This is a genomic window from Ornithinimicrobium carbonis (genome assembly GCF_050703245.1).
Classification (GTDB): Bacteria; Actinomycetota; Actinomycetes; order Actinomycetales; family Dermatophilaceae; genus Ornithinicoccus.
Genome location: NZ_CP192647.1, coordinates 3,252,381 through 3,264,344 on the forward strand (window position 1 = coordinate 3,252,381; position 11,964 = coordinate 3,264,344).

The following is an 11,964-nucleotide window of genomic DNA, read 5'->3' on the forward strand; positions in this document are numbered from 1 at the left end:
CCGCTGGGGGCCGGCTGGATCCTCAGGTGTCGACGACGACCGTGAACGGCCCGTCGTTGACCAGCTCCACCTCCATCATCGCGCCGAAGACACCGGTCGCGACCTCGATCCCCCGCCCGCGCAGCTCCGCGACGACCGCGTCGACGAGCGGCTCGGCGACCTCGCCCGGAGCAGCGTCGACCCAGGAGGGACGGCGGCCCTTGCGGGTCTGCCCGTAGAGGGTGAACTGGCTCACGACCAGCACCGCGGCCCCGGCGTCGGACACCGACCGCTCCTGCGGCAGGATCCGCAGCTCGGCGATCTTTCGGGCCATCCGCTCCACCTCGGCCGGACCGTCGTCGTGGGTGGCGGCCACGAGCGCGACCAGGCCCGGCCCGATCGCCCCGACCACCTCCCCCTCGACGGTGACCTGCGCGCGGGTGACCCGCTGCAGGACCGCCCTCACGAGATCCCCGCCGCGCGGACCCCGCCCACCACCTCGCCGTGCCCGCGGACGGCCGCCCGGGCGTCGAGCTCGTCCAGCAGGGCGGCCACGCGGGCCTCGTCCCGGCCGACCCCGAGCCGCCGCAGCACCGCGGTGGTCACGACCACCCGTGCCCGCTCGGCTCCGTCGGTGATCTTGACGGCCACCCCGTGGCCGTCGGCCAGGCCGACGGCGTACACCGACTCGGCCCCGTCCTTGGCGATCAGCCCGGCGACCCCGTCCACGAGCAGCGTGACGTCGCGGCCGGTGCCGCCGAGGTGGCGCGGGTGCGCACGGATTGCGTCGGCGACCCGCCCCTCGGGCGTGCCCGGGACGGCGGAGGCGATCCGGCCGAACGCCCGCGCCAGGCCCCTGGTGCTGACCGCGAGCGCCGGTGCGCCGCAGCCGTCGACGGTGACCGCGCCCACCCGGTCGCCGGTCAGCTCCTCGACCGTCTCCACGACCAGCTGCTGCAGGGGGTGGTGCGGGTCGCGGTAGGTGCCGGTGTCCCACCCGGCGGCCACGCAGGCCGCCAGCATCCCGGCGTGCTTGCCCGAGCAGTTCTGCGCCAGCGACGTCGGCGGCCGCCCCTCGGCGTACCACCGGTCGCGCAGGTCGTCCTCCAGCGGACGGTCGGGGGTGTTCTGCAGGGCCTCCTCGCCGAGCCCGACCGAGCGCAGGATGGCCAGGGCCCCCTCCTGGTGCACGTCCTCCCCGGAGTGGCTCGCGCGCAGGCCAGCGCCAGCAGCTCGCCGGACAGGTCGGCACCGGCGCGCAGCATCGCCACCGCCTGGAGGGGCTTCAGCGAGGACCGCGGCAGGACGGGGGCGTCGACCGGGCCGATCGCCACCGGTGCGGAGCCGCCCGGGGCGGTCGCGACGACGATCCCGTGGTGGACCGACTCGACGAAGCCGTTGCGCACGACCTCGGCCACCACCGGCGCGCCGGCGAGCGGGCTGTCGCCCGGCCGGGCCGGGCGCGTGCCCTGGCCCCCGTTCACCGGGTCCTCCTCTCCTTGACGCCCAGCAGCTCGCGCGCCTGCTCAGGGGTCGTCGGCGGGCGCTGCATCGTCGTCGCCAGCCCGGCGACCCGCTCGACGAGCTCGGCGTTGTGCTGGACCTGCTGCCCCCGGGCGTACATGAGGTTGTCCTCCATCCCGACGCGCAGGTGCCCGCCCATCGCCAGCGCCGCGGCGGCGACCGGCAGGTGCGCCCGGCCGATGCCGGTGGCCGACCAGCTGGTGACCTCCTGGGGCAGCATCTGCACCCCGGCGACGAGCGCCTCGACGGTGCCGGGCATGCCGCCGGGGACACCGGTGACGAAGTCGACGTGGACCTTTCCGCCGTAGGGCAGGCCGTGCTGGTCGATCAGCCGGCGCAGCGCCGCCACGTGGCCCAGGTCGAACAGCTCGAACTCGGGCACGACCTCCTTCTCCTGGGCCTGCACGTAGAGCTCGCTCATGAACGGGAAGGGGTTGAGGAAGACGTCGTCGCCGAAGTTCACCGTGCCGCAGGTCAGGGAGCACGAGTCCGGCTCGGCGTCCAGCACCGTCAGCCGGCGCTCCAGCGGGTCGTGCACCGAGCCCCCGGTGGAGAGCTGGACGACCAGGTCGGTGGCCTCGCGCAGCGCCTGCACCGCGTCGCGCAGCCGCGCGGGGTCCAGGGTGGGCCGGTGCTCGTCCTCCGGGTCGCGCACGTGCACGTGCACCAGGCCGGCGCCGGCCTGCTGGCAGCGGAGCGCCGTGGCGACGAGCTCCTCGAGCGTCGTGGGCAGCTGGGGGACGTCGGCCTTGGCCGTCTCGGCGCCCGTGGGCGCCACCGTGATCAGGGTCGGAGCGGGCATGGGCCGATCCTGCCAGCCGGTCGGGGACCGGCACCGGTCGGGGGCCGGCGGGTATGGCGTGCGGCCGGCGGGTGCCGGGACGCGGCACCTCGTGCGGTCAGGGCAGGCGGGCCTGCTTCATCAGCGGCGAGGAGTAGACGTTGCCGATCCTCACGCCGTCCAGCCAGCGGGTGAGCCGCCCGGCCTCCTCGGCCAGCGCCGCGCGGGCGTCCGTTCCCAGGGCGACCCCCGGCGCGGGGACCACCCGCACGACCCCCTCCTCGTCCTGCACCCACGCGCCCACCACGCGGCCGTCCCACCAGGCCGTGGTGCCGGCGTTGCCGTTCGTGTCGAAGAGATGGGGGACGAGGGCGGGGTCCAGGTAGAAGTTCCGCCCCTTCCACCCCATCGTCGTCGGGTCCAGGGTCGGCAGCAGGGCCGCCCACGGTTCCACCGGGGCCGTCGGGGCGAGGTCGTCCGGGAGCAGCCAGCCGGCCGACCCGTCCTGCAGCGACACCTCGACCGCCCCGACCGCGGCCAGGGCCGCCCGCGCCGCCGTCCGCGTGGACCCCAGCCACCACTGCACGTCTTCCAGCGTGCCGGGCCCGAACGAGTGCAGCCAGCGGCGCACGAGCTCGGCATACCCCTCCCCGGAGGCGACCGGCTCGACCTGCTCGCCCAGCCATTCCTGCGCCAGCACCCACGTCGGCCGGTTGAGCCGCCAGTGGCCGACGTTGGGTCCGCGCACGACCCGGCCCTCGGCCCCCAGCAGGGTGAGCACGCGCGGCGCCAGCGGCGCCGCCCCGCCGTAGCGCTTGCCGGGGGAGTAGAGCACCTCCCCGCTCAGCTCCGGAACCTCCTCGCGCAGCCGACGGGCGCCCACCGGCTCCGACCCGGCCAGCCGCTCCAGGACCGCCCGCCGGGCCCGCTCGACCCAGGCGTCCCCGTCCGGGGCCACGCCGTGGCGCTCCACGTCGCGGGCGAGCGCGCGCCGCTGGGTCTGCGCGACCCGGGCGGACGCGCTGCCCAGCGCCGCCGGGAGCAGGTCCCGCGGCAGGACGAACAGGGTCCGGCGCATCGCCAGCTGCTTGACCAGGGACCGGTCCTGGTAGAGCACGCGGTCGACGTCCTGGGGGGACGGGGGTCCGGCCGGGTCGGTCCGGGCGCGCACCGCCAGGTGGACCGTGGCGGCCTCGGTCGCGTGCAGCACGGTCATCGCCCTGGTCGCCGCGACCGGGTCGGGCACGCGGTGGCGCGGGTGCAGCGCGTGCCGGACCGCGAGCCTGCTCCGGCGCTCGCGGTCGTCGACGAGGCGCACTACGGGGACGGGGTCGGCGGTCGTCGTCAGCGGCCGGCGCCGGAAGGCTCCCCCGGCGACCCCGGGGCGACCTCCCCGACCGGCTCGGTGGACGGCCCCGTGTCGGCCAGGGCGCGGCGCGCCGTCGCCAGGAAGACCCGGTAGGTGCCGCCGTCCTTCTCGATCGTCGTGCAGTCCTCCACCCGCACGTCCGTGAGCCCGACGGCCTCGAGGTCGGCGGCGAGCGCGACCCGGTCGAACCCGTGGTGCCCGTCGAAGTCGTGCTGGTGGAAGGAGCCGTCCTCGCTGTCCAGGTCGGCGATGCACAGGTGCCCGCCCGGGGTGAGCAGGTCGGCCAGGGCGGCCAGGGCCGCGTCGAGCTGCTGCACGTGGTGCAGCACCAGGGAGCCCACGATCAGGTCGAAGCGCTCCTGCGGCACCTGCTGCATCTCCACGTCGAGGGACACCACGCGGGCGTCCCGGGGAAGGACGCCGGCGGCGACCTTGCCCTCCATCACCGACCGCATTCCCGCGAGAGTGTCGGCCAGGGTGACCGGCCCGACCCGGTCCTGGAGCGCCTGGGAGACCAGGCCGGTGCCCGCGCCGTACTCCAGCATCCGCTCCCGACCGGTCAGCGGCACGGCGGTGGCGACGGCCTCGGCCACGTCACGGGCCCGCCGGACCTTGTCCGGGTCGTCGTCCCAGGTGGCGGCCTGCTGGTCGAAGTGCTCCGCGTGCATCGTCGTCTCCTCCGTGGGGGTGGGCGGTGGGCAGGCCGGGTCGGCGGCCGGGGCGTCGGTGCCGTCCGGCCTCAGCGCGGCCCGGGCGGACGGGGCGCGGAGGGGCGTTCCCGCCGCACCGGTCGCTCCGGCAGGACGATCGGCGTCTGCGCGGCGGACACGTCGCCGGCCAGGAGGACGAGGTCGACATCGGTGCCGTAGCGGACCACGCCCAGCCCGACCGGACCGTCCTCGGCGTGCCTGGCCACGCTGGTCAGCGTGCCGACCGCACGGCCCCCCTCGACCGGGACGAGCTCGGTCCCCGGGTCCGGCAGCAGGTGGCCCGACCCGTCCAGGTCGAGGAAGACGATCCGCCGGGGCGGCCGCCCCAGGTTCCTGACCCGGGCGACCGTCTCCTGCCCGCGGTAGCAGCCCTTCTGCAGGTGGACTGCCGTGCGCAGCCAGTCGAGCTCGTGCGGGATCGTGCGGTGGTCGGTGTCGACCCCGGCGCGGGGCCGCCACGCGGCGACCCGCAGCGCCTCGGCCGCCCAGGTCCCGGCCAGGGGGCGGTCCCCCACCGCCGCCTCGAGGTCGTCCCGGGGGACGACCAGCTCGCGCCAGGCCCGCCCCCGGGCGGGGTGCTGCGACTCCGGCGGCCCGTAGGCGAAGGTGTCCCCCACCTCCCGCGGCCAGGGGTCGACCCAGGCGACCGGCTCGCCCTCGACCGACTCCGCCGCGACCGGCTCGCCGAGCACGGCATACCCCTGGGTGACGTCGGCGACCTCCACCCGCAGCATGAAGCGCATCGAGTCCAGCCACGCCACGACCGCCGGGGCCGCGCCGGGCTCGGTGGTCAGCCAGGTCGTCTCCCCGTCGTCGACGAGGTGCAGCGCGTGCTCGACGTGGCCCTTGGGCGAGAGGACCAGCGTCTCCACGGACGTGCGCGGCGCCAGCCCGAGCAGGTGCTGGGTCGTCAGCGAGTGCAGCCACGAGAGCCGGTCCGGGCCGGTGACGGTCACCACCCCGCGGTGGGACAGGTCGACGACGGCCAGGCCCTCGGCGAGCAGGCGCTGCTCCTTCGACGGGTTCCCGTAGTGGGACGCGACGCCGGCGTCCGGTCCGGTCGCCTCGACGGCACCGGGACGGCTCAGCAGGACGCTCACGGCTCGTCTCCTCTCCAGGGGGTGTGCAGTGCTCCGCCCGCCACGGTACGTCACCGCGACCTCTCACCGGGCTCCTCGTCGGGCTCCTCGTCGGACTCCCCGGCGGGCCGGTCACCGGGCTGGTCACCGGGCCCTCCCGGTGGTTCCTCGTCGCGGCCCGTCGCGGCAGCGTCCGGACAGCCGGTTGTCAGGACGGGGTCCTACACTTCCCGCCATGGGGTTCACCGAGCGCTCCGCCCGTGACCGGGGCGACACCGCGTCCAGCCGTCGACGCCGTCGAAGGGGTCCCCTGCGCACGCTCACCGCCGGTGTCGGGCTCCTCGCCCTGCTGGGGGTCCTGGTGCTGGGCGGCTACGCCTTCTGGCTCCAGCGCACCGTCACCAACAACATCGTGCACGACGACCTGGTGGCCGAGGACCGGTCGACCATCACCCTGTCCCCCGACGTCTCCGGCGGTCAGCGCCCCGGTCAGGAGGGCACCGAGGACGAGGGCGACGGGAGCGAGCAGCCGAGCGAGGAGGGTGAGACCGACGGCGCCGGGAGGGTCGACGCCGAGGACGACACCGAGGTGGAGGAGGTCGACGACGAGGTCGCCCCCATCGTCGGCGAGGACGGTGAGGAGATCGACGTCACCGGCGTCGAGGTCGAGGCGAGCGTCCCGGCCCGGCCGGACGAGGCCGGCGACGCGATGAACTTCCTCATCATCGGCACCGACAGCCGCGACCTGTCCGTGGAGCGCGGCCGATCGGACGTCATCGTGCTGGCGCACGTGGACGACGAGCGCGAGCGGGTCGACCTGGTGCACTTCCCGCGTGACCTCTTCGTCCCGATCGCGGGCACCGGCGGCAGCTCGAAGATCAACGCCTCCTACGCCTACGGCGGCGCACCCCTGCTCGTCCAGACGCTCCAGCCGCTCATCGACGTGCCGATCGACCACGTCGTCATCGTCAACTTCGAGAGCTTCAAGGCGATGACGGACGCGATCGGCGGGGTCGAGGTGCAGGTGACCGAGGCCGGCGGCGGGTTCGACGTGGGCACGCAGTACATGGACGGCGAGCAGGGCCTGCGCTTCGTGCGCGAGCGCTACTCCCTGAGCCAGGGCGACATCTCCCGCGGCGAGCGGCAGATGCAGTTCGTCAAGGCCGTCATGCTCAAGGCCCTCTCGCGCGAGACCCTGACCAACCCCGGCCGGCTGGCGAACTTCGTCGACGCCGCGACGACGAACCTCACCGTGGACCAGGACCTGCGCGTCGGCGACATGCGCAACCTGGCGTTCGAGATGAGGGGCGTGCGCGGCGGCGACATCCACTTCTGGCAGGGCCCGTGGCGCGGCATCGACATGCACCCGGTCGCCGGGTCCATCGTGCTGATGGCCGACCAGCAGATGGCCACCCTCGGGGAGCACCTGCGCACCGACACGATGGAGTCCTACTCCGACCCGGTCTCCCCCCGGACCGGCTTCGGCGGCTGATCGTCCCCCGCGGCCGCTTCGAGCTCGCCGGGCACGTCAACCTGGACCGGGAGGTTCGTCGCATCGGGTCGAGAGGCCGACGCCCCGGGGGCCGACGGGCCTCAGACCCGCCGCAGCTCGGCGGAGACGTGCGACTGCAGGGCGTGGCCGGTGGCGGCCATGTCCATGACCCACATCATGTTGCCGTTGACGTAGCCGTACATCCGGTGGGCCGCGGTGTACTCCTTGGCGTGCGGGCTGCGGATCACGCCGTCGGTGCGCACCTCGACCCGGGCGGGCTGGGTGTGGCCGAAGTACATCTCGACGATCCCCGTCGGGTGGGCCAGCACGAGCTCCACCTCGCCGTCCGGCTGCGGACGCCAGAAGCCGGTCTCGACCGCGGCCTGCTTGACCTTCTGCCCCTCCTCGTCGAGCAGCCACGCCCGCGAGCTCCACCGCAGGAAGGGCCGGCCGTCGTGGGTGACCTCGATCTCCTGGCCGAAGTTGCGGGACTCGATCGACGGGTAGCCGACCACCCCCGCACCGGCCCAGGAGCCGATCATCCAGGCCAGCGGGGCGAGGTCGGGGTGCATGGTGGGGTCCAGCTCGATAGGCACGCGCCCATCGTAGGGGTGAGCGCGCCCGGGCCGTCGGGGGCGCGCGACCAGGTCGTCGGGGAGTGGGCCCGGCGGCTGCGCTCAGGCGACGGCGTCCGGCACCAGGGCGAGCGCGACGAGGTAGGGCACGGCCCCGACCACGAGGACCGAGGCGATCGCGGCGACGAGCCGCGGGCGCGGCAGGGCCAGGGTCGGCAGGGGGGCCAGCACCGCCCTCACCGCCTGGCTCAGCGCTCCGCTGGCCACGCCGACCAGCAGCCAGGTCGTCCAGTGCTCGTCCAGGACCAGGGCGACGACCACCGACGCCACCGCCCCGCCGGTCATGGCCAGCGGCACGAGCCAGGCCCGCAGCGCGGGCCACCGCCCCAGCAGGTCGGTGCCGGCCGAGGCCACCGCGGCGGCCAGGGCACCCAGGACCAGGCCGGTGCCCTGGAGGGTGTGCGTCGGCGGGACCATGAGCGTGCCGACGGCCACGAGGGTCAGCGCGAGCACGACCGAGCTGACCGAGACCACCAGCCGCGGGCGGCCGTCCCGGCGGAAGAGCTGGTGGGCGAACGCCGCGATCATCGAGATGCTCAGCGCGGCGGCACCCACACCAGCCAGGGGCCCTCCTGACGCGTCCCCACCGCCAGCACGAGGGCCAGACCGCCGACGACGATGACCCCCAGCGAGCCGCGGGGTGTGGGCAGCGCCAGCGTCCCGGCCCAGCCCCAGGCCAGCGCGACCACGGCCGCCGCGATCGCGAAGGTCAGCAGCTCCGGGGAGACCGCCGCGGCCAGGGCCAGCACCCCGCCCACCGTGGAGACCGCCCCCGCCACGTGCGCCGACGGCGTGATCCGCGGGCGGGGCTCGGGCTCGGTGGACATGCGCCCATCCTGCCGTATGCCGTGCGCGCAGGCCGGGCGTGCTCGGCCGGGCGAGCCCGACCCTGCCGGGTGCCGTGCGCGCGGGCCGGACGTGCTCGGCCGGGCGTGCCCGACCACGCCACTAGGCTGGGTCCGTGGCCGACCTGGTCCTCCTCACGCCCCGCACCCCGGCCGACGCCGCGGTGGCCCAGGTGGCGCCCGGGCTGGTCCTGCTGCCGCACCGGGTCGCCGTCCTGGGGATGGACGTCGGCGGCCTGCTCACCCGGACGGCGCCGGACCCGGACCTGCTCGTGGTCGACGCGGTCACCGACCTCGTCGCCGCGCACGGTGCGCTGCGCACCCTCGCCGCCCTCGAGCTGCACCGACCGGTGCTGGCCGTCGTCTCGGACGCGGCCCTCGGCCTGCTCGACGACAGCTGGCCGCTGGACGACCTCGTCCTGCGCGAGGCCGGGCCCGCCGAGATCGCCGCCCGGGTCCGGCTCCTGCTGGCGCGGCCGCACCACCACCGAGCACAGGGGGCCGTCGGTGGCGCCGGTGAGGTCCACCCCGACGGGGGCGGACGGCCGGGGGCCTCCGAGGAGCCCGAGGCCATCCGCGTGGCCGACGTCGTCGTCGACGAGGCCAGCTGGACGGTCCGGGCGGGCGGCCAGGTGCTCGACCTGACGTACAAGGAGTTCGAGCTGCTGCGCTACCTCGTGAGGCGACCCGGGCGCGTGGTCAGTCGAGCTGCTGCGCTACCTCGTGAGGCGACCCGGGCGCGTGGTCCACCGGGGACACCCTCCTGCAGGAGGTCTGGGGGATGGACTACTACGGGGGCACCCGCACCGTCGACGTCCACATCCGACGGCTCCGGGCCAAGCTCGGGCCGGAGCGGGAGTCCCTCATCGGCACCATCCGCGGCGTGGGCTACCGGTTCAGCGGCCCGCGGGGTGGCGAGGACCGGTGAGCGTGCCAGACTGACCCCATGCCTGGCCAGAGCCCCACCGTCGAGGAGCTGCCCACCCTTCCGCCCCGCCTGTCCGGCGACGTGCTCGCGCTCGCCGTCCGCGCGGCCCAGCACGACGGCGTCCGACCCCTGTCGGAACAGACCGTGCTCGAGGCGCGCCGCTTCTCCGGCGAGGTGGCCGTGCCCACGTCCACGCACCTCGTCATCACCGAGGAGGTGCCCGGCACCCCGAACCCGCGGGTGCTGGCATACGGCCACGTCGACCACGGAGACCCCGACCATCCCTCCGCCGAGCTCGTCGTCGACCCCGAGCAGCGCCGCCGCGGTCTGGGCGGGATGCTGCTGGACCACGTGCTGCGGCGCTGGCCCGGGGTGCGGCTGTGGAGCCACGGCGACCTGCAGGACGCCCGTCGCCTCTACACCTCCCGCCAGCTCGTCGTCGTCCGCGAGCTGTGGCAGATGAGCCGCCCGCTGCGCGGCGAGTGGAGCGACCTGCCCGACCACGTCGAGCTGCCCGACGGCTTCGCCGTCCGGCCCTTCGTCGTGGGCCAGGACGAGGAGCCCTGGCTGTCGGTCAACGCGCGCGCGTTCGCCGCGCACGCCGAGCAGGGCCGGATGACGGGGACCGACCTGCGCGAGCGCGAGGAGGAGCCGTGGTTCGACCCGCACGGCTTCCTCATCGTCGAGGACACCACCGACGTCGACCCCGACGGCAACGCCCGGATCGCCGCGTTCCACTGGACCAAGGTGGAGCCGCCCCAGGCCGGGAACCCGCCCACGGGCGAGGTCTACGTCGTCGGCGTGGACCCGGACTACCAGGGCCGTGGCCTGGGCCGGGCGGTGACCCTGCTCGGGCTGCAGCACCTGCGCAACGTCGGGTGCGAGGTGGCCACCCTCTACGTGGACGGCGACAACTCCTCCGCGATCGCCACCTACGGCCGGCTCGACTTCGAGCGCTCGGCCGTGGACGTCATGTATGCCGCCGGGCCCGACCGGTCGTGAGCGCGGGGGTCCCGCTCGTGCGGGCCGCGGGGGTCCTCCCCCACCGGGTCCACGAGGGGGTGCTCCAGGTGGCCCTGGTGCACCGGCCGCGGTACGACGACTGGTCCTGGCCCAAGGGCAAGCTCGACCCCGGTGAGGACTTCGCCGCGGCGGCGGCGCGCGAGACCTTCGAGGAGACCGGCCTGCGGGTCCGGCTCGGCCGGCCGCTGCCCGAGTCGCGCTACGCCCTGACCGGCGGCCAGGACAAGCTCGTGCGCTACTGGGCGGGCGAGGTCGTCGGTGGCGACGGGCAGCTGGAGCACGAGGTCGACGCGGTCCGTGGTTGTCCCCGACGCTGGCCGCCCGCCGGCTGACGTACGGGCGCGACCGCGACCAGCTGGACGCCCTCGTCGCGCTCGACGGGCGGGACCGGCTGGGCAGCTGGCCCCTCCTCGTCGTGCGGCACGCCCACGCCCACCCGCGCAGCGGCTGGTCGGGGCCCGACGCCTCCCGCCCGCTGAGCGCGGTCGGGGTGCGCCGTGCCGCACGCCTGGTCGGCCTGCTGGAGGCCTACGCCCCGGCCCGCGTGCTGACCAGCCCGTCGGTGCGCTGTCTCCACACCGTCGAGCCCTTCTGCACGGCGCGCGGGGTGGAGCTGGTGACCCGGCGCGGGCTGTCGGAGGAGGGTTTCGAGGCACGTCCGGAGAAGGTGCGCAAGCACCTTCGCCGCATCATGGACGCCGCCGAGGCGGTCGCGGTGTGCACCCACGGTCCGGTGATGGGACCGGTGCTGACCGACCTGCTCGCCCGCGCCGGGGCCGACCTGCCCGGCACCGACCGGCGCATGCTGGCCCGGCTCGTGGACGTGGGCCTGGACAAGGGCGAGGTGCTGGCGCTGACGATGGTCGGGGCCGGCGACGAGGCCGAGGTCGTCGCGGTCGTGCGGCACCGGCCGCCGGGCTGAGCCGGCGTCGCCGGCGAGGAGCCCGCGCGCGGACGGTCCGACGGCGAGAAGTCCCGCGGCGGTGAGAGTCCGCCGGACAGAGGAGGCTGGTGCGTGCCGGACCGGGAGCGCCTCTCGGCGCGAGGCCGCTCGTAGCGGCGAATGTTGGAGCCCGGGGCTACCGCGGCCCGGCACGCGACAGGTGACAACGAGGCGGGCCGGAGGTTTGTTCCCCCGCGCGGACCGGGCTCCGGGTCGAACGTCCCGTCAGCCGGCCGCTCCGTAGGCCTCCCGCAGCCACGCCCGCACCTCGTCGTCCACCTCGTCCGGCGACCTCGCCTCGAGGTGGTGCATCCAGACCCGCGGCGAGGGGTGGGCCACCTCCTTCCACCGTCCGGACGGGTCGTGGGCGGGCAGGACGACGGACAGCACCGCAGGAACGTCGCTGCGCACGTAGCGTCCGGGCCGCCACAGGTAGGCGAACCCCCGGCGCCGCCGGAAGGCGACCTGGCTGCGGGTCACCCGTACGTCGACGGGCCCGAGGGCCTGCACCGCCCGGTGGACCTCATGGAAGACCGCCGTCCCCTCGGGAGAGCCGGCGAAGAAGTCCTCGGGCGTCCGGTGGTCCCCCGTCGCCGGACCCCCGGCGCCGGGGGCAGGCTCCTCCGGTCCTGGTCCCGCCGACGTCATGCCGTTCC

Annotated in this window: 15 protein-coding genes and 2 pseudogenes; 6 read left to right on the forward strand and 11 right to left on the reverse strand. The window is 75.5% G+C overall.

Annotated features, from left to right (window positions below; genetic code table 11):
• Positions 1 to 22: 22 nt before the first annotated feature.
• The 7 genes and pseudogenes from dtd to ACQ95T_RS16365 all read right to left on the reverse strand — a co-directional run bounded on the left by dtd (position 23) and on the right by ACQ95T_RS16365 (position 5,463).
• On the reverse strand, positions 23 to 445 hold the full coding sequence (gene dtd, locus ACQ95T_RS16335; RefSeq protein ID WP_425943266.1) for a D-aminoacyl-tRNA deacylase: 423 nt from the start codon (positions 443 to 445) through the stop codon (positions 23 to 25).
• Positions 442 to 1,170 (reverse strand): asparaginase, encoded by a 729-nt coding sequence (locus ACQ95T_RS16340; RefSeq protein ID WP_431473110.1) that lies wholly within the window; start codon positions 1,168 to 1,170, stop codon positions 442 to 444. The genes dtd and ACQ95T_RS16340 overlap by 4 nt, the downstream gene beginning before the upstream one ends.
• Positions 1,171 to 1,250: 80 nt before the next feature.
• Positions 1,251 to 1,463 (reverse strand): annotated as a pseudogene (locus ACQ95T_RS16345) (asparaginase); the annotation flags it as partial.
• A complete protein-coding gene (locus ACQ95T_RS16350) occupies positions 1,460 to 2,305 on the reverse strand; it encodes a 3-keto-5-aminohexanoate cleavage protein (protein ID WP_425943268.1) in 846 nt (281 codons plus the stop codon). The gene ACQ95T_RS16350 and the pseudogene ACQ95T_RS16345, both read right to left, overlap by 4 nt.
• A gap of 97 nt (positions 2,306 to 2,402) precedes the next feature.
• Positions 2,403 to 3,602, reverse strand: coding sequence for a winged helix DNA-binding domain-containing protein (locus tag ACQ95T_RS16355; RefSeq protein WP_425943269.1), 1,200 nt, complete (start codon positions 3,600 to 3,602; stop codon positions 2,403 to 2,405).
• Between the two features lie 26 nt (positions 3,603 to 3,628).
• On the reverse strand, positions 3,629 to 4,321 hold the full coding sequence (locus ACQ95T_RS16360; RefSeq protein ID WP_431473111.1) for a methyltransferase domain-containing protein: 693 nt from the start codon (positions 4,319 to 4,321) through the stop codon (positions 3,629 to 3,631).
• Between the two features lie 71 nt (positions 4,322 to 4,392).
• Positions 4,393 to 5,463 carry a YgfZ/GcvT domain-containing protein gene (locus tag ACQ95T_RS16365; protein ID WP_425943271.1) on the reverse strand — a complete coding sequence of 357 codons (1,071 nt, stop codon included), beginning with the start codon at positions 5,461 to 5,463 and terminating at the stop codon, positions 4,393 to 4,395.
• 214 nt (positions 5,464 to 5,677) lie between these two features.
• On the opposite strand from ACQ95T_RS16365, the gene ACQ95T_RS16370 reads away from it, so the two are divergent.
• Entirely contained in the window at positions 5,678 to 6,934 is a 1,257-nt protein-coding gene (locus ACQ95T_RS16370; RefSeq protein ID WP_425943272.1) for an LCP family protein, read from the forward strand.
• A 101-nt stretch (positions 6,935 to 7,035) separates the two neighbouring features.
• On the opposite strand, the gene ACQ95T_RS16375 is transcribed toward ACQ95T_RS16370, so the two are convergent.
• The 3 genes from ACQ95T_RS16375 to ACQ95T_RS16385 form a co-directional block, all read right to left on the reverse strand.
• Positions 7,036 to 7,530 (reverse strand): FABP family protein, encoded by a 495-nt coding sequence (locus ACQ95T_RS16375; protein WP_425943273.1) that lies wholly within the window; start codon positions 7,528 to 7,530, stop codon positions 7,036 to 7,038.
• A gap of 81 nt (positions 7,531 to 7,611) precedes the next feature.
• Entirely contained in the window at positions 7,612 to 8,124 is a 513-nt protein-coding gene (locus tag ACQ95T_RS16380) for a hypothetical protein (protein WP_431473112.1), read from the reverse strand.
• Positions 8,106 to 8,396, reverse strand: coding sequence for a hypothetical protein (locus ACQ95T_RS16385; protein ID WP_431473113.1), 291 nt, complete (start codon positions 8,394 to 8,396; stop codon positions 8,106 to 8,108). The genes ACQ95T_RS16380 and ACQ95T_RS16385 overlap by 19 nt, the downstream gene beginning before the upstream one ends.
• A gap of 191 nt (positions 8,397 to 8,587) precedes the next feature.
• Between ACQ95T_RS16385 and ACQ95T_RS16390 the strand changes: the two are divergent.
• The 5 genes and pseudogenes from ACQ95T_RS16390 to ACQ95T_RS16410 form a co-directional block, all read left to right on the forward strand.
• Positions 8,588 to 8,821: pseudogene (locus ACQ95T_RS16390) on the forward strand (DNA-binding response regulator); the annotation flags it as partial.
• 374 nt (positions 8,822 to 9,195) lie between these two features.
• On the forward strand, positions 9,196 to 9,342 hold the full coding sequence (locus tag ACQ95T_RS16395; RefSeq protein ID WP_431473114.1) for a winged helix-turn-helix domain-containing protein: 147 nt from the start codon (positions 9,196 to 9,198) through the stop codon (positions 9,340 to 9,342).
• A gap of 18 nt (positions 9,343 to 9,360) precedes the next feature.
• Complete coding sequence (gene mshD / locus ACQ95T_RS16400; RefSeq protein ID WP_425943276.1) at positions 9,361 to 10,344, forward strand: mycothiol synthase; 984 nt, start codon at positions 9,361 to 9,363, stop codon at positions 10,342 to 10,344.
• Positions 10,341 to 10,697: an NUDIX hydrolase gene (locus tag ACQ95T_RS16405; protein ID WP_431473115.1), complete on the forward strand. Its 357-nt coding sequence runs from the start codon at positions 10,341 to 10,343 to the stop codon at positions 10,695 to 10,697. The genes mshD and ACQ95T_RS16405 overlap by 4 nt, the downstream gene beginning before the upstream one ends.
• On the forward strand, positions 10,667 to 11,287 hold the full coding sequence (locus ACQ95T_RS16410; protein ID WP_431473116.1) for a SixA phosphatase family protein: 621 nt from the start codon (positions 10,667 to 10,669) through the stop codon (positions 11,285 to 11,287). Before ACQ95T_RS16405 ends, ACQ95T_RS16410 begins: the two co-directional genes overlap by 31 nt.
• 246 nt (positions 11,288 to 11,533) lie before the next feature.
• On the opposite strand, the gene ACQ95T_RS16415 is transcribed toward ACQ95T_RS16410, so the two are convergent.
• Entirely contained in the window at positions 11,534 to 11,956 is a 423-nt protein-coding gene (locus tag ACQ95T_RS16415; RefSeq protein ID WP_425943278.1) for a DUF5655 domain-containing protein, read from the reverse strand.
• Between the last annotated feature and the right edge of the window lie 8 nt (positions 11,957 to 11,964).